This window comes from Pseudopedobacter sp. (assembly GCF_040392825.1).
GTDB lineage: Bacteria > Bacteroidota > Bacteroidia > Sphingobacteriales > Sphingobacteriaceae > Pseudopedobacter.
In genome coordinates, this window is the sequence record NZ_JBEBVH010000061.1 from 1 (window position 1) to 17461 (window position 17461).

Here is a 17461-nt window from a genome sequence, read left to right on the forward strand (position 1 = left end):
CACTTTACAGCTCAGAAGCGAAGACAGTGCGTGGCTTTAGTGGAGGTATATTTGATGTGGTGGTGGGATACCGATTTGGGAGTAGAAAATAAGAGTTGGTCCAAATTCCTGTTGATATAAAGAGCCGGACATGTTTTTTGTGTCTGGCTCTTTGTTTTTGATATTATTCAGAGCAATGCAGTCCATCAGATCATCATTGGACTCGGGGTGTTTAACCAGAATATCAAAAATGTCTGTTAGAAGTTCTTGATATTTAAGTGCTAATGATTAGTTTTACAGTACTTCCTAAACATATGGACTATTCAGCTGAAAAGTTAAAAGAACTACTCATGAATCAGGTGATGCAACATTTTGCACAGTTGCATCCTATAAGTGAGGCATTACAAGAAGAAATACGACAATATACCTATATATTGACGCTAAAAAGTGGTGAGGTGTTGTTAAAACAAGGAGATTATTGCAATGCCCTTTATATGGTGTGTCAGGGTTTACTTATTTGTGAAAGTAGCAGAAACGGTAAGACAATAACCACGTGGTTCAGTAAACCCGGAGATTGTGCAACTTCTGTTTCGGGATTATATGGTATGGCTCCATCAGCCGAACGTATGTATGCTTATACCGAAACTATCCTGGTAGCTATAGATGTGAAATATATGCAGCGTTGGTACGAGCTATACCCCGAGAGTAATATTATTATGCGAAAGATGTTTGAACGCCATTTTCAGGGAGCACAGAATCGGGCAAGTGTAGTAAGGATGGGGACTGCGCAGGAGAAATATGTATATTATAAAAATTCACAGCCAGATTATGTGGCTGCTGCTCCGGTAGCGGTAGTGGCTTCTTATCTGGGGATGAAAGCATCAACCTTAGAAAATATCATTAAAGAAGAAGAAAGGCAGCTTCAGAAAGATGCCAGTATAGAAGAAGATTATAGACAACTGCTACAATATCTGGGAAAAGATAAAGTATACCTTCAAAATTCGTTGACCTTGAAAGGATTGGCTCTTATGTTAGGAAAATCGCCACATCGTTTATCAGAACTCATTAATAAAAAAAGTGGTAAGAATTTCAACGATTTTATTAATACTTACAGGGTTGCCTATATTCAGGAACGGTTAAAAAATAAAATAGAGTGGCAACACCTTAAATTGGAAGCTTTGGGCAAAGAAGCTGGTTTTAAATCAAGAAGCTCCTTTTTTTCGGTTTTTAAGAAACATGTAGGGATAAGTCCAACGGTGTATGTTACTGCTGGTAAGGAAAAAGAGCCTCTTAATCATTAGCTGAATTGGTTAATTTTCATCACGGAGTTGGTCTTACTGCACAACCTGTTCTTCATTTTTTGTTTTTCGTTGTTGGTCTGTCCTTGTTTTACTTTAAAGTTATTTTCTGAACAAGGTCTCCGAAAGAACGTCATGTTAAAAGGGATGTATTAGATATCACCTTTAGAAACGAAGTAGGGAAATTGTTAAGTCAGTACCTGCTATTTAAATTTTTGAACAATGTCTGCAAAGATGTTGCTCTAAGGAGACACTATCACATGTCTGTTTGAGAAACGATGTTGGTGAATTTTCCGTACCAAGAGAATTCCATCAGGTAGCTACAATCGTATTGATTACCCTGCCTCAAAAACAATATTTTTATTTATTTTGTGCTTATATAAATCGACATCATGCAATCCTTGAAAAACTTATACCAACATCCCTTATTAAGTGATGAAAATCTTCGTGAAATTTTTGACGCACATCGTAAGGTTACGGTCAGTAAGGGCGATTTTTTATTGAAAAAGGGGCAGATAGCCAATGCTTATTTCTGTGTAGAAAATGGTTTGATACGTTCTTACGTGTATGACTATGATGGAAATGATATTACTACAGGCTTCATTGGCAGGAATGAAATAGCTATTGATGTTGTATCTCTGTTTCACCAAATTCCTACGGTAGAATACTTTCAGGCGTTAACAGATTGCGAATGTTATGCTTTTGATCTCGAGAAATTTCAGGTGCTATATCATGCTATCAAGGGGTTAAACGAATGGGGACGGGCCTGGATGTCGGAGAGTTTATTTCAGCTAAAACAACGTACCATTTCTATGATTACCGATTCAGCAGCCGAGCGGTATAAAAGATTGCAAAGTCAGCATCCCCAAATATTACTGCAATCTCCTTTGAAATACATTGCCAGCTATTTAGGTGTTACGGATACTTCTTTAAGCAGAATCAGAAAAGAACTGGCGAAAGAAGTTTTTTAGTTTAGTTGTTAGTTGGTTCGTTGTCCGTTGTTAGTGCTGATCCTGATCGAGAAATATTTTGGTTTGGCAGTGTACCTTGCTTTCAGCTTTTAGCCTTCAGCTTATGGTTAGTATTTAGTAGGACCATTCATTCAACATTAAAAATTAAGCATTTAACATTTATAAAAAAGACTAAGTCTCGATTTTTTGGACTTAGTCTTTTTTATTTCAGATAACATATCATTATCTTTTCACTATTCTGTAAGTTTTTTTCTGTGTAAAGGTTTGTCCATACATATCAGTAGCCTTCACTTCAATAGTATGTTCGCCAGGTTCCAGTTTATGAGGGATGCTGGCTTTCCACAGATGGCGGCAATCATTGGCTTGTCCGGGTCTTTTGCCCGATAGTAGCTCATCATTATAATCCCAACGGTATTGCAGATGTAAAAATGCCGGATCTGCTTCCAGAACATTTTCCATCTTTTTCCATTTTCCGTTATCAACTCTCATGAGTACCTCATCTTTTGTATTGCCCATAAAAAAGTTCGCATATATAGATGCTGAAGTTTTCTTTCCGTATTCTATAACTTTAGGAGCAGATATTTCTATCTGATAACTCTCTGGTTTACCCGCAACTTTGTAATTCGCTCTATATTGGTTACCTGTAAAGGATATAAAAGCGTAACCTTTAGGTGTACCGTCGCTCATGGTTGATACAGGTATACCGTTATTATCCAGTTCTCCTGAATACCAGTTTCCGGATGTAGTGCCTACGTTGTAATGATGGTGTGGTTTTTCTTGTTTCCAGCCATCAGCGCTACTGAAGAAATTTTGCCATTGATTATGTGTATGGGCAGATAAGGACAGTGTATAAGGAAAATCGCCCAGTAAATTGAATATTTGTTGTCTGTCTGATTTTCTGAAATGTTCCGGTTCGCCCTCTTTACTAAAAGGAATATGAAAAGCCAGTACAACCAATTTATCCCTAGGTACGAATTTGAGATCATTTGCAACAAACTCCATTTGGTCTTTTCTAAGACCGCCCCAATATTTGCTCTTGCCACGGGGATCGGGATACAATATGTCATCTAATACAATAAAATGTACTTTTCCATAATTGAAGGCATAATTGGCAGGTCCGAAATGTGCTTCGTAAGATTCATCTGAAAGTGAATCTGCCTGTGCATCAAAATTCATGTCGTGGTTCCCCATCAGGTTATACCAGGGTAAACCAATTTTCTTGGTAGCCTGTATGTATGGATTAAAAAGATCGGGGTCGTTACCCACTAAATCTCCCATACTTATACCGAAAGCAATATCTTTAATGCCTTCCAGTTCTTTTACCACTCCGTTAGTGAAATAACCTATCTCGTCCATATTGTATGCCTGCGGATCACCAAATACCAGAATTTTAAAATTATCTGGTTCTGTTACCGGCTCAAGCAGGAAATCTACGCTTGCCGGCAATTTTCCTGTTGGTGCCACACCTTTGTATTTCAGGTTTGGCGAACCATTGGGTTTATGTATATAAAAAAACTGAGGCAGGTTATCTGCATTTTTAGCGATTTTATAGCCCGAAGGTTTAATAACGGATATAATCTGGTCATTATTTCCTGGCAGTTCATAGTAACCCTTTTGATTAGTAAGAACCACTTCCCGTCCGTTGGTTACAGAAACCGAAGCAATTCCCTTTTCATTTTTATCGTGTTTGCCGTTTTTATTGGTGTCTTCATAAACATAACCTTTTACACTGGTTTGTGCGTAGGAGTTAGCAACGAAACCAAGTAGGCATAAAGTAATTAATTTGACTGTTCTCATCTTATTTATACGATATTATTTTAATCTTTAAGGGTTGTTACCGGAATAGTTTCTGTTCTAATCACAGTACCATTTGAAATTATATTTACCTGAGAGGGTTGTTCAAGGTCGGTTAGGAGCGATTGTTTTGTTAGCAGTATCATACTTTGTGTTCTGGCTTTTACCCATTTTCCTAATCGTGGATTATAGGTTCCTCCGAGTTTCATGAAATAACCCTGATCTGGAGGATAGTTGAAATTTATGGTGTTGGTACCCATATTGTAAAATGGTTGTGGCTTAAGTGAAATAGGGTCAATCACATCGTAAAAATCTGTATTAGCAATACGATAACCAGCTTCTGGTGGTCCCGGAGTATATAATTGGCCTCCATTTTTTATAAAGATTACATCAATAGGCTTGGTATCTTTGTTTACTGTTGTACCTTCAAATATAGCAAAGCCTGACGCATTTCCGCTATTGGCAAATAATCCTTCCGTTTTCAATCCAAAACCATCTCCATTAGTAGTCGTATAATTAAAAGATCTTATCCATTTAGCTGAGGCTATTGACGTTGAACTTGAACCGTTAATCATTTTTGATGATCCACCAACATAGAAAAACTCACCTTTTGAAACGGTTCCGGATGTAAGGTTAAATTTAAAAGTTCTGGCATTTCCGGAAGCCGCTTTTGAACCGGTTGCCCATCCGTCAGAAGGGTAGCCGGTAGGATTAGTAGCTCCTGCATTGTTAGTTGTTACTACAGCAAAAGGAGTGACTGAAAAATCTATATCCTTTGTGGCCATAAACTGCATATACTCATAATTTCCGTCACCTCCTAAAACATCCGGCATATACCCTGTAATGATTATAGGCGTAATTTCTATGACGGAACTTAAAGAAACCACATCTTGTTCTGTGCGAAGGTAGTGTTTGGGAACTCTATTCCCATTTTGGTCTATTGAGGAAAATATGATTCCGAAGAAATTACCAACAATAGGTAAATTATTTTTATTGGCAAAACTAGCAGTTGGTTCTGTGTGTAACGTAATATTGTCGAAACCATCATTTAGAGGCTTTTCACCCGAAAGTATGTCAGAAGGTAAAGGTAACGGATCGAATCCTCCTTTTACAATGGCTACCAATGTGCTTTCATATTTATCCGGATCGGCAAGTATATAACTGCTTGGGACTCTGTTGGATGGAATTGATCTTGCGGACGCTATTTTTACTATTTTTTCTGGTGTGATGTTTTTTAATTGCAATAATCCATTTTCACGTTTCAGAATACCACCCACGACGTCTATTATGATAGAATCTCCCGGTACATAATTGGAAGCAGCATCACCTACAGATACCGATATTCCACGTAGTTGTTGTAAACGTCTTTTGTCTTGCAGTACTAATAAGCCAGCAGGCATATTACCTCCGGAGTGGTCAGACACTACAACACCGGCTATTTTTTCGGCTCCGAACATGTTGTCTGGAGAAAGCGTTACATCTTGGCCTTTATAAAGATTTCTAAGATCGTATATAGGTATTATTGGGCTTACCTTTGCACCAGGGTAATTACTTTTTTCACAGGCTATCAAAAATAAGATAGCGGCTATAAAGAATGGGAAATAAAAATTTGTAATCTTTTTCATCTCTTTATTTTAAAATATTCGTGATAATTAATTGGGAATTTGCCACCAGACTTTGGTATTTATCTGATCTGGACCCTGTACGGAAACGGCGGCCTTATAATTGGTAGGATTTGCCGATTCTACGTAAACCGGATAAGTCATCCTTGAAGGCATTTCGCCATTATTTCTTAATCCCGGACCTATTTCTATTTGTGGATGCCCTGTTCGACGATATTCAAACCACTGCTGTAAATCTGTAAGGAACATGGTATAATACTTTTGACGGTGAATTTTTTCCAGTTTGCTGTTTTGGGGACGTGGTGCATCTAGAGGTAAATTCTCGTCCCAACCCAGTTCTGCTGTCGAGATATAGTTGGTAAATGCTGCATCGGTAATCTTTACGCCAGAAGGAGCGGTTGATGTTGCCGTAGCATTAGGCCAGTTGGGTAACCATAGGGTAATGCTGTTTAATATACCGGTATAGTAACAGGTCTCTGCCGATTTACTAACCCAACCTCTGGCTGCTGCTTCTGCCAGAATAAACTGTAACTCGGCATAGTTCATGATATTCCCTGTCAGCGGATCAGTTTGAAGTGTTTGTGCAGGTTTATTGCTTACGACAGAGGCCATAGAGTAGAAAGCAGATTGTTTGGTAACTCCGGCTCCCGGAAGATAGCCACTTGGTACGCCGGCGAATCCGCTCGATCCCTGTGATATTCCCCATCTGTTTACGCCATCTCTCCCAAAAGTACTGATATCAATTCTTGGGTCTTTCCAATAAACCAGGTTATCAATAAAAAAGCTGGCAATTGCAGGTGATCTAAAATCCTGCTCTCTGATACCTATATAAGGGGATGTGTACGGTGCTATTCCGGTCCATCTTAATATAGCGGAATCATCATTGCTTGCCATTACCGGATAAGTTGATGACTTTGTGTCTACTATCTCTTTTATTTTAGCAACTGCGTCATCAGAAACTTCAACTTTGCCGGATACTCTTAATAATAGTCTCAGGTATAATGAATTTCCAAATTTACGCCATTTGCTTACGTTGCCATTAAAGACAGGGTCGCTGTTTGCTGAAATTGCTGCATTGGATGACAAGAGCGTATTGGCTTCTTCCAGTTTAGAAAAAATGTCGCTATAGATGTCTTTTTGAGTGTCAAATTTAGGTTCTCTGATACCTTCTTTTGCTTTATTAGATTCAAAATAAGGTACGTCTCCATATGTATCTGTAAGCATAGAGTATATCCATGACTGGCATATTAATGAAATCCCCTGATAGGATTTATTTAATGTCAAAGGGTTGCTGGCCTGTGCATACAGATCTTTGAAGTTTGTTAGTTGTAAATACCAGCTATTCCAAAGGTAGTCTGAGAATGTTCTCCGGAATTCATATCTGAAAACAGTTGCATCACCATCACTAATACTTACTGTAACTTGCATAAGTTCATTGTTAAAATTACGGTTACGTATCATATTTGCGTTTAGGGTGCTTACTAACGCAGGGGCTAATAGTTGCTCGGGAAGCGCATTTGGAGTATTAACAGGATCTGTATTAATTTCTTCAAAATTGTTTTTACAGGATACCATCAGAAAAGGTAGCAAAAAAGCAATACCCATTCTTTTTAATATTTTATTTTTCATTGTCAACATTTTAAATTCCTATGATTAAGTTAAAACCGAAAGTTCTGGTAGATGGAAATTGAGCAGTTTCAAACCCCTGAACAATGTCAGTTCCACTAAGTGTTCCGAATTCCGGGTCAAACATTGGCCATGGAGACCATATAAATAAATTACGACCATACACACCAATACTTGCTTTTTGTAAGCCAAGTCTCTTAGCCAGTTTTGGGGTGATTGTATAATCGAATCTTGCTTCTCTGAACTTGATAAAATCTGTACTGAAAGCGCTGCCTTCCGCGTTGTCAGCTCCCATATGCGAGCGGTAATACTCATCAACATCAAAAGTGAGTACGTCATTTTTACGGAATGTGCCGTCGGGATTTTGTATAACCCCTTCGCCAATAATTCCGTTGTACCTGCCAGGTATAGTACTTGTTAATTTTCCCTGCTCAACCATTTTATAATTCATCAGAGAATGGGCTACTCCACCTACCTGCGCATCAAAGAGTACATTTAGTCTGAATTGTTTGTAACGGAATTCGTTACCTAAGCTGGTTTTGAATTTTGGAATGGTATTACCCAAATAGATAACCTCATCGGATATTTTTGCGAATCCTGTAGTTTCATCATAGACAACTTGTCCGTCAGGAGATCTCATATAGCCTCTACCATATAAGTCACCCATACTGCCACCAACTTTTGCTACTATTTGTCCACCTGCAACAGGCCCTGTGCGTAATACAATAGAACTGTCTGGCAGAGATATAATTTTATTTTTGTTGGAAGCGAAAGTAAAGAATGCTTTCCAGTTTAAACCATTGGCATTTTCAAGTGGTTTTCCGTTAAGGGCAAGTTCAAAACCATTGTTGTTTACCTGTCCGGCATTAATAAGTATTTGATTGTAACCAGAAGAACGATCTACAATCCTTGATAATATTTGGTTTTTGGTATTACCCGCATAGTAGGCTACATCAAAACCAATTCTATTCTTAAATAATCTGACGTCTGCACCAACTTCATAGGTAGTAGTGCTTAATGGCTTAAGGTCCGGATTTGGTAGTATTGTAGGATTTTGTAGTGCCCCTCCTGCATATAATCCACCTCCAGCCAGGCCATAAGTGTAAGATGTTCTGTACGGTGTAGTTCCGCCGCTTCCCACGATAGCTACCGATGCTCTTAATTTAGCAAAGCTTATAGCGGCAGGCAGTTTGAAAAATTCTGATGCAATAAAGCTTGTACTTAATGAAGGATAGAAAAAACCTACATTATCTGTACGATCTGGTGTTGCTAATACGCTGTTCCAATCTTGTCTGGCTGTAGCATCAAGATAGAGATAATCTTTGTATGAGACAGAAAGAAGACCATAGAAGCTGTTAATATTATATTCACTTCTATCTGGTATACTTACAAGAGGTCCCGCAGAATTGGCAAAAATGTATAATCCGGGATAAGTTAGTGAGTCTGCTCTTATCTCGTCCTTTACATAAGTATTCCTCAGAATACTCCCCCCTCCGGTTAATGATATTTCTATATCCTTATTAATTTTCTTGTTATATCGCAGAAGGAAATCACTACTGGCTTCCTGTGACTGTATGTTTTGTGTACGGAACGAACCTCTGGTTAATTTAGAACCAGAGTCAAAAGGTCTTTCCTGTGCTCTTTGTTCATTAGAAAAATCTAATGATGTGCGCAACATTAAACTCAGATTTTTAGTGAAGTTGATGGTAGCATTTACATTCCCGGTAAGTGTATTTCGGTTAGAGCGGTTAATGAACTCGTAGGAGATTGCATAGGGGTTTTCTGGATATGAACTGTATGGATATTCTATTTTTCTGTTCTCCTGACCTAATTGCCAATAGTTTTTTAACCAATCGATATCTGCATTTGGTTGCCAGAATATAAACCAGTACATTAAGGATTGATTGCCATAACCTGCACCAGGAAGGTTATCGCTGAATTTATTATTATAGTTTACCTTAGCACTAACCGTTAGCTTCTTGTTAATTTTAGAATTTACAGATAATGCCACCGAATTTCGTCCATATCCCGTATTTGGTGTTATCCATTTATTTTTAACGTTCGTAGCAGAAAAACGAGCGGTTGTTTTATCTGTTCCGCCGTCGACACTTACCGAATTTGTTAATGTTTGTCCTACTTCGAAGAATTCACGGATCTTATTCTTATAAGGTATCCATGGTGTTCTTTCTTTTCCCCTAGCCTGGGTTACAGGGTCGTACTGATAAAAATATTGTCCATCAAATCTTGGTCCGTAAGCAGAACTGGTTCCGCTGGTGCTTGCACCATCCTCACTAGCGCCATAGGAGTAATGAGCTGCACCATCTAGTCCCTGGCCATATTCAAACTGCATATCGGGCCAACGGTTTACACTTTCTAATGAGAAGTTGGAATTAACAGTAACTCCTAATCCTTTTTTCTTGGCACTGCCAGATTTTGTGGTTATAATAATTGCTCCGTTAGCTCCTCTTTGCCCATATAAAGCAGCAGCAGCTGGTCCTTTTAATACAGTCAGATTTTCTATATCCTCCGGGTTGATGTCATTCAATCCGCTTCCATAATCTGCCGGCATGTTATCGCTGCTGGTTCCGTAAACAGATTCTCCTGCATTTGCTGTGCGTCTTGCACTGCTGTTATTAATAACTACGCCGTCAATAACTATCAAGGCTTCGTTATCTCCTGTCAGGTTATTTTCACCTCTTAAAATAATTTTATTTGAACCCGTAGGGCCACTATTAGATCTTATAAGATTTAAGCCTGCAACTTTACCGGAAAGGGCATCTGTCCAGTTACCCGAAATAGCCTCGGTAAGCTGATCGCCCTGTACCACAGTTGTCGCATAACCTAAGGCCCTTTCTTCCCGCTTAATTCCCAATGCTGTTACTACCACTTCTTTCAGATTTAAATCGGTTAAATTTAGTCTGATATCAAGTGTTGTTCTATTATTTACCGCAATCTCTACTGTTTTAAAACCGATAGAAGAGATAATTAGTGTTTCTGTAGGAACTACTTCTACTGTGAAATTTCCATTGACGTTGGTTTGTGTACTTCTGTTATTGGATTTAAGCTTAACGACAGCTCCAATAACCGGTTGTCCATCGTCTAGAGACAATACCGTTCCTTTAACTCTGATTTTGCTTTCTTGTGCAAAAGTCTCGATGATTGAAACGTTGAGCAGTAATAAAAACAGTGTCATAGCCTGTTTTGTTACTTTGTGAAGATAGTTTTTCATTTTTTTAATTTCTGAACTCATTCAGGAAGTTGATTTTTACTATTAGTTTTTGATCAGTCAATTATCTGTTAGCACATCTTTAATGTTGTTGCAAAATTAGTCTGATAGCTGTTGTGGAGAGGTTAAGCTTGTATTATCGTTTTGTTGTTTTTATGAGTGCGCTGTGTTAAAAGAGGGACTGTTTTTAACGCAAGTTTAATTCTGGTAGTGAGGGAGATACAGCGGTTTCGATATTTTATTTCTTGTCTTATGGCAAGTTGTTTTCTTTATAAAGCCCCTACATTTGCTTAAGAATAACCTATAAATCAATTATTATGAATAACAATGTAATCTGCTGGTTCGAAATTTATGCCGATGATATTGAAAGGGCAAAACAATTTTATTCTGACGTATTGGGAACGCAATTTAATGATGCACCTGCTGTAGAAGGAAGTGATGATTTTAAGATGTCGTTTTTTTCGAGCCCGGACAATCAGGGGGTGAGTGGTGCCTTAATCCAAATGGAAGGAGCAAGAAACGGTAATAATGCAAACACTTCAACCATTGTTTATTTTCCATGTGAAGATTGTAGCATAGAAGAAGCAAGAGTGGAAAAAGCAGGTGGGAAAGTGATAAAACCAAAAATGTCTTTAGGAGAATATGGTTTCTGTTCGATCTGTTTAGATTCTGAATGTAATTCATTCGGATTGTATTCTATGAAATAAATATAAAATCTGATTATTATGAAAGCTGTAAAGTTTATTGTTTGTTTATTGTTTGGACTCATGTTCATTAACGCAGGGTCAGATAAATTCCTGCATTATATGCCGATGCCTGAATTGCCAGCCGAATTATTAAAAGTAGGAGAGGCATTTATGAGCATAACCTGGCTAATGCCCTTAGTTGGATCTATTGAAATATTGGGTGGGGTGCTTTTTATAATTCCTAAAACAAGGGCTTTAGGTGCTATTGTAATTCTGCCTGTACTGGTAGGTATCATATTACACAATATGACATATATGCCTTCTGGACTGGGAATAGCAGGAATCCTATTTCTTATAGAGTTATGGGTAATTTTTGATAATAGAGAAAAATATAAAACATTATTAACTTAATAAATATTCTGTTATGGTACTCAATCCTTATCTCAATTTTAATGGTAAAGCGGAAGAAGCTTTCCGTTTTTATCAAACTGTTTTTGGCGGCGAATTGTTCATTCAGAAAATGAGCGAAGCTCCTGGAACTGAAAACCTTCCCGAAAAGGAGAAGAATCTGGCAATGCATGTTGCATTACCCATAGGTAACGGACAATTTTTAATGGCTTCTGATTGCTTAGAGTCGCAGGGTCATGTGCTTAATCAGGGAAATAATAATTATATCTCCTTAAGTCCGGATAGCAGAGAAGAAGCCAGGAGGATTTTTGATGCTTTATCTGCGGGGGGAATTATTGAAATGCCTTTGGACGATATGTTTTGGGGCGATTATTTTGGCTCTTTCAAAGATAAATATGGAATTTGCTGGATGATAAATTATTCAAATAAATAGCATATTATTTGCTTCTACCTGATGATACATCATAAAGTGGCTGTAGCTTTCTCCAATGGAGAATTTAAAAAGGTGTATCCATATTTAGCAGAAAGTGCAGAATGGATAATAGTTGGTGAAAGCCATTTTAAAGGAAAGCAGTCGATCATTCGAAACTGTGAACAGGTGGCTGCCTATTTTAATGCTGTAAAAACTGTTTTTAAAACAATGAATGTTATTGCAGATGAAAGCCGGGTTGTAGTAAATGGTACAGCAGAATTTATCAGAAATCAACGAAGAGTTAGTTTCGTTTCAGCCTGTGATGTATATGAATTTAATGAAAATAATGAAATACAAATGATAACCTCATATTGTATTCAGGAAAAATTATAATACAACACACTTGACTAAAAAAGCTATTTTTTATAATAAATCAAAAATATACTACCATGAAAAAAATGCAGTTTAAAATTGATATCCATGCCGGTATCGAAAATGTTTACGATACCATGTTGGGAGAAAAGACTTTTAAGAAATGGACCTCCGAATTTAATCCGACTTCTGATTTTGAAGGAAGTTGGGAAAAAGGTGCCAAAATATTATTCGTTGGAGTAAATAAGGAAGGGAAAAGGGAAGGAATGGTTGGCTTGATAGAAGAGAACATTCCTTACAGGTTTGTCTCGATAAAATACATCGGTTTACTTGATGGAGATAAAGAAATAACAGAAGGTCCCGAGATAGAGAGCTGGGTTAATACCTTTGAAAACTATTCTTTTTCTGGAAATGATATTCAAACCACGGTAACTGTGGATATAGATATACAGGATCAATGGGTTGATTATTTTGAAAAAACCTATCCGAAAGCCCTGGAAAGATTGAAACAAATTTGCGAGCTCTGATTTTGACTGAAACAAGGTGCAAAGCTTAAATATTGCCGGATAACAAATATATAACATGGTGCCAGTGAATTTTAATATCGTAGACGAATATATCCATCAGTTTTCTGCCCATAGAAATCAATTGCAGGAGATACGGAATACCATATCAAAAGCAGCCCCACAGGCAGAGGAAACTATTAGTTATGATATACCAACATTTAAGTTTAAGGGCAACCTGGTGCATTTCGCTATGGCAAAAAAGCATATAGGTTTTTATCCCGGTCCTTCGGCTATAGAAGCATTTAAAGATAAGCTAACGCAATATGTTACCTCAAAAGGGGCAATTCAATTTCCTGTAGAGCAACCACTACCATTAGCACTGATAGCAAAAATTGTATTGTTCAGAGTTTCAGAAAATATGAGTAAAACAAAAAAGAAATGAAAAGTTTACGCATTTGTAATCATGGTCATCGGTATTATAAAAGCAGCGATTGCCCGGTTTGTCCGATTTGCGAAGCAGAAATAAAACCTGCCGATGGATTTTTGGCGACACTTTCTGCACCAGCAAGAAGAGCATTGGAACATGAACAGATTACCAATGAAGAAAAACTAGCTCAATATACCGAAAAGCAAATTTTGCAATTGCATGGAATGGGTAAAGCAAGTCTTCCGAAATTAAGACAACTGCTTGATGCAAAAGGACTCTCTTTTAAAAAAATATAAAATTATGGAAAATAATCTTTCAATCAGAACAAAAATACAGATTTCAAAACCGGCTAGTGAAGTATTTGAAGCTATTATAAATCCCGAAAAAATGAGCAATTATTTTATTGCGAAAGGTTCGGCAAAAATGGAGTCAGGCAAAACTGTGCTGTGGAGTTTTCCGGAATTTGAAGGCGATTTCCCTATAAGGGTTCAGCAAGTAAAGCCAGTTAGTTTCGTTTCATTTTACTGGGACAATGAATCTGTTGAAACATTGGTTGAAATTACGATTGATGCCGTTGGTGAAGAAACAGTGGTCACTGTTACAGAAAAAGAGATGGAAAATAACGAAAATGGTATTAAGTGGCTGAAAGGAAATACAGAAGGATGGGCAAATTTTTTGGCATGCTTAAAAGCTTATACAGAATATGGTATTAACCTTAGAAAAGGAGCGTTTGATTACATGAAAACTTGAAATCGATAATTGTTTTGTCGTTTGTATAGTCTTGAGTGAAATTGCTTCGTTCCTCGCAATGACGTTCCTATTTTGTCATTGCGAGGAACGAAGCAATCTCTAATAAAAAAGTAAAATAACTGCTGATCATTAGTTTGTTATTAATCTATAAGTACTCAAATATGAGAAAGATAATCGCAGCTATCAACATGACCATTGATGGGTTTTGTGACCATACCGCAGGTATCCCCGATGAAGAAATACATCAGCATTACGCTAACCTGTTAAATAATGCAGACGCTATTCTGTATGGTAGAATAACCTATCAGCTCATGCAATACTGGCAAAATCTGCTAAAAAATCCTTCGGGAGAAAAAGCAATGGACGACTTTGCTATAGCCATAGACAACATTCCAAAGATTGTCTTTTCGCATACGCTGAAGGATACCGGGTGGGAAAGTGCAACGTTGGCACATAAAAATATTAAAGAAGAAGTTCTGGAATTAAAGCAATCCCACAATAGTGGACGTAAGGACATTCTTGTGGGGAGCCCCGGTTTAATTGTAGCCTTAACACAATTAAACTTAATCGACGAATATCAGCTCTGTGTTCATCCGGTTATAGTAGGAAGCGGTTTGCCATTATTTAAAAATATAACCAACAGTATAGTTCTGAAACTTGTGAAGACAAAGCGCTTTGGCTCAGGAGCAATCTTGCTTTGTTATGAGAAAACAAGTCAATAAGCAATGAACCGAGGGTTATAATAGCAAGACATCAACAGGTAGATATAAACGCAACTCTAATTAAATTAAACTTGGAAGAGATTAATTATGACAAAAAGTAAATTACTTCAAATGCATAATGTAGGTATCGTTGTAGAATCCCTCGATAATGCCATTTCTTTTTTCTCAGAAATAGGACTGAAACTAGAAGGCCGCACCATGGTTGAAGGCGAATGGGCAGGACAGATAACAGGGCTAGGGAATCAATCGGTGGAAATAGCTATGATGGTTACTCCTGATGGGCATAGCCGACTGGAACTTTCACGGTTTCTTACCCCCGTTACTATATCAGACCACAGAACTGCTCCTGTGAATTCGCTGGGCTATCTGCGTGTCATGTTCAATGTTGACAACATTGACGAATTACTAACCAGACTTACCAGTTATGGTGCCGAAATCGTTGGAGATGTGGTTCAGTACGAAGACATATATCGGCTCTGTTACATTCGTGGGGTGGAGGGGCTGCTTATCGGATTGGCCGAGCAACTCAATCATAAAACCGCAACAGATATTTTGAAAAACACCTGACAGTGAAATCCTGTACTAAAATAAAACCATACAAAATGAAACATAATATTTATCCCTGTATCTGGTTTGATAACCAGGGCAAAGAAGCGGCGACATTTTATTGCGAAGTATTTAAAGATTCGATATTAAAGCAGTGTTCGCCTATGGTTACTACTTTTTCAATAAAAGGAAAGCAATTTATGGCGTTAGACGGTGGTCCCTTATACAAGCCCAATCCTTCTATATCATTTTTTGTTATCTGTGAATCTGAAGAAGAAATTAACGATTCCTGGAACAAATTGAGTAAAGGCGGACATTCTCTGATGCCTTTGAATACTTATCCGTGGAGTAGCAGATATGGCTGGATACAAGATAAATATGGAGTATCCTGGCAATTATCTCTGGGTAAACCGGAACAGGAGAGACCTGATGTTTTTCCAACATTAATGTTTACCGGTGATCAGAATGGTAATGCCGAAAAGGCGATTAATTTTTATACTTCGCTGTTTGAGCGATCATCTGTAGATTTTATAGCAAAATATGAAGCCGGGGAACAGGATACCGAAGGTAATATTAAACATGCCCAGTTTTACTTAAACGGTTATCGGATGGCTGCTATGGATAGTTCTTTACCCCATGGCTTTGGTTTTAATGAAGGTATTAGCCTGGTGGTGAATTGCGATACGCAGGAAGAAATAGATTTTTACTGGCTCAACCTTACAGAAGGGGGAAAAGAAAGTATGTGTGGCTGGTGTCAGGATGTTTTTGGCGTATGGTGGCAAATAACGCCTTCGATATTAGGCGAGCTGATGAGCGACCCCGTGAAAGCGCCGAAAGTGATGAATGCTTTCATGAAAATGAAAAAGTTTGATATAGAAACTTTAAAGAAAGCAGGGGAGTAGTTTCTTTTCATATAGTGGTGTCTCTATCAAAGAAAAATTTCAAATGCTGAATAAGCTTGAAATTTACATAGATCCAATTTTTTAATCATGGCTCAAAAGCTTTCGCAACGGTTGGCAGAAATCGTAGAAGCACTACCGCTAAAACCGGGTATCAGAATTCTGGAAATAGGATGTGGCACCGGAGCAGCCGCCCGTGAAATAGCCCAGCGTATTGGAGATGGATACATTTTGGGAATCGATCGCTCTTCAAAAGCTATTGGACAAGCGCTCAAAAGTTCGGAAGCAGAAATTTTAAAAGGAAGTCTGAATTTTAGGCAAGTAGAAATTGAGAACTTTGAATTAGGACAGTACGAAGAGCAATTTGATATTGCATTTGCCGTTCGTGTTGGAGCTCTGGATGGAAGGCATCCGGAAATTGAAAGAGAAGCAATAGCTAAAATTGCCAAAATGTTGAAACCAGATGGTAAACTATTTATAGATGGAGGAAATCCCTTGAAAGAAATATGCTGGCTGTTGTAAAATGGTGTGAATAAAATCCTGGTTCAAAAAATAATTTGTAATGGAAAGCTATAAAACAACAATAAAGTTTAATGTAAAGGCAGATCGGGTGTTTGATGCCTTAATTAATAAAATTCCTTTTTGGTGGACCGAACTGTTTGAAGGTTTATCAGATCAGAAAGGTAACAGGTTTACCATTCGTTTTGGCGATAATATTTATAAGACGATGCTGGTAGAAGAGATTTTTCCTAATACCAGAATAGTGTGGCGTGTAGAGGATGCCCGGATTGGAATTTCTGAATTAAAAAATCAGACGGAATGGATAAATACAATTATAGTTTGGCAAATAACCCCGCATGAAAATTTTTCTGAACTGGTGCTTCATCATATTGGATTAAACAAAGAAATCGAATGTTATGATATTTGTGTAAATGGATGGCAGCAATTTCTGAATAGTTTTAGGAGTTATGTGGAGTTTGGAAAAGGCAACCCTTTTAGTGCCTCCAATGAGTAAACAATGCTTCGCCAAACAGATAAACAGAAACTCTTTTTTACTAAAAGAAGGTGGTTATAATGAAAGTTTAGATTGAGGTGAGTTTTATTTATTCTATTATATATTGATGAATATCAACTCAAAATGCAAGGTTTTACAGTTTTAGTGGTAAAACCTTACATATATAAAATAAAAATTTGCTTAATTGCTATAGCTGTAATTT

At 37.6% G+C, this 17461-nt stretch carries 19 protein-coding genes; 15 read left to right on the top strand and 4 right to left on the bottom strand.

The genetic code is table 11. The features are described 5' to 3' along the window. Positions 1–293 precede the first annotated feature (293 nt). Together ABWO41_RS06300 and ABWO41_RS06305 are read left to right on the top strand one after the other, a co-directional pair. Positions 294–1280: a helix-turn-helix domain-containing protein gene (locus ABWO41_RS06300; protein ID WP_353135135.1), complete on the top strand. Its 987-nt coding sequence runs from the start codon at positions 294–296 to the stop codon at positions 1278–1280. 389 nt (positions 1281–1669) lie between these two features. Beyond that, complete coding sequence (locus ABWO41_RS06305) at positions 1670–2248, top strand: Crp/Fnr family transcriptional regulator (protein ID WP_353135138.1); 579 nt, start codon at positions 1670–1672, stop codon at positions 2246–2248. A gap of 222 nt (positions 2249–2470) precedes the next feature. Here ABWO41_RS06305 and ABWO41_RS06310 read toward each other — a convergent pair whose 3' ends face one another. From ABWO41_RS06310 to ABWO41_RS06325, 4 genes are read right to left on the bottom strand one after another with little or no spacing between them, the layout of a single operon-like run. Further along, positions 2471–4045, bottom strand: coding sequence for a calcineurin-like phosphoesterase C-terminal domain-containing protein (locus ABWO41_RS06310; protein ID WP_353135141.1), 1575 nt, complete (start codon positions 4043–4045; stop codon positions 2471–2473). A gap of 20 nt (positions 4046–4065) precedes the next feature. Then, positions 4066–5667 (bottom strand): DUF5689 domain-containing protein, encoded by a 1602-nt coding sequence (locus tag ABWO41_RS06315; RefSeq protein ID WP_353135144.1) that lies wholly within the window; start codon positions 5665–5667, stop codon positions 4066–4068. Positions 5668–5694: 27 nt separating this feature from the next. Further along, complete coding sequence (locus ABWO41_RS06320) at positions 5695–7293, bottom strand: SusD/RagB family nutrient-binding outer membrane lipoprotein (protein WP_353135147.1); 1599 nt, start codon at positions 7291–7293, stop codon at positions 5695–5697. 10 nt (positions 7294–7303) lie between these two features. Further along, positions 7304–10519 carry a SusC/RagA family TonB-linked outer membrane protein gene (locus ABWO41_RS06325; protein ID WP_353135150.1) on the bottom strand — a complete coding sequence of 1072 codons (3216 nt, stop codon included), beginning with the start codon at positions 10517–10519 and terminating at the stop codon, positions 7304–7306. 314 nt (positions 10520–10833) lie between these two features. Here ABWO41_RS06325 and ABWO41_RS06330 point away from each other — a divergent pair, with 314 nt between their 5' ends. From ABWO41_RS06330 to ABWO41_RS06390, 13 genes are all read left to right on the top strand, one after another. Further along, positions 10834–11223 (top strand): VOC family protein, encoded by a 390-nt coding sequence (locus ABWO41_RS06330; protein ID WP_353135153.1) that lies wholly within the window; start codon positions 10834–10836, stop codon positions 11221–11223. An 18-nt stretch (positions 11224–11241) separates the two neighbouring features. Further along, complete coding sequence (locus ABWO41_RS06335) at positions 11242–11613, top strand: MauE/DoxX family redox-associated membrane protein (protein ID WP_353135156.1); 372 nt, start codon at positions 11242–11244, stop codon at positions 11611–11613. A 13-nt stretch (positions 11614–11626) separates the two neighbouring features. Further along, entirely contained in the window at positions 11627–12043 is a 417-nt protein-coding gene (locus tag ABWO41_RS06340; protein WP_353135159.1) for a VOC family protein, read from the top strand. Positions 12044–12064: 21 nt separating this feature from the next. Further along, a complete protein-coding gene (locus ABWO41_RS06345; protein WP_353135162.1) occupies positions 12065–12415 on the top strand; it encodes a nuclear transport factor 2 family protein in 351 nt (116 codons plus the stop codon). Positions 12416–12471: 56 nt separating this feature from the next. After that, positions 12472–12921 (top strand): SRPBCC domain-containing protein, encoded by a 450-nt coding sequence (locus ABWO41_RS06350; RefSeq protein ID WP_353135165.1) that lies wholly within the window; start codon positions 12472–12474, stop codon positions 12919–12921. 55 nt (positions 12922–12976) lie between these two features. Then, complete coding sequence (locus ABWO41_RS06355) at positions 12977–13342, top strand: iron chaperone (protein WP_353135168.1); 366 nt, start codon at positions 12977–12979, stop codon at positions 13340–13342. Then, on the top strand, positions 13339–13623 hold the full coding sequence (locus ABWO41_RS06360) for an RNA polymerase alpha subunit C-terminal domain-containing protein (protein ID WP_353135171.1): 285 nt from the start codon (positions 13339–13341) through the stop codon (positions 13621–13623). The genes ABWO41_RS06355 and ABWO41_RS06360 overlap by 4 nt, the downstream gene beginning before the upstream one ends. Positions 13624–13627: 4 nt before the next feature. After that, complete coding sequence (locus ABWO41_RS06365; RefSeq protein ID WP_353135174.1) at positions 13628–14077, top strand: SRPBCC domain-containing protein; 450 nt, start codon at positions 13628–13630, stop codon at positions 14075–14077. A gap of 161 nt (positions 14078–14238) precedes the next feature. Beyond that, complete coding sequence (locus tag ABWO41_RS06370) at positions 14239–14799, top strand: dihydrofolate reductase family protein (RefSeq protein ID WP_353135177.1); 561 nt, start codon at positions 14239–14241, stop codon at positions 14797–14799. An 87-nt stretch (positions 14800–14886) separates the two neighbouring features. Beyond that, positions 14887–15366: a VOC family protein gene (locus ABWO41_RS06375; protein WP_353135180.1), complete on the top strand. Its 480-nt coding sequence runs from the start codon at positions 14887–14889 to the stop codon at positions 15364–15366. Positions 15367–15401: 35 nt separating this feature from the next. Then, entirely contained in the window at positions 15402–16247 is an 846-nt protein-coding gene (locus ABWO41_RS06380) for a VOC family protein (protein ID WP_353135183.1), read from the top strand. Between the two features lie 87 nt (positions 16248–16334). After that, positions 16335–16766, top strand: coding sequence for an SAM-dependent methyltransferase (locus ABWO41_RS06385; RefSeq protein ID WP_353135186.1), 432 nt, complete (start codon positions 16335–16337; stop codon positions 16764–16766). A 40-nt stretch (positions 16767–16806) separates the two neighbouring features. After that, positions 16807–17259 (top strand): SRPBCC family protein, encoded by a 453-nt coding sequence (locus ABWO41_RS06390; RefSeq protein WP_353135189.1) that lies wholly within the window; start codon positions 16807–16809, stop codon positions 17257–17259. The last annotated feature ends 202 nt before the right edge of the window (positions 17260–17461 follow it).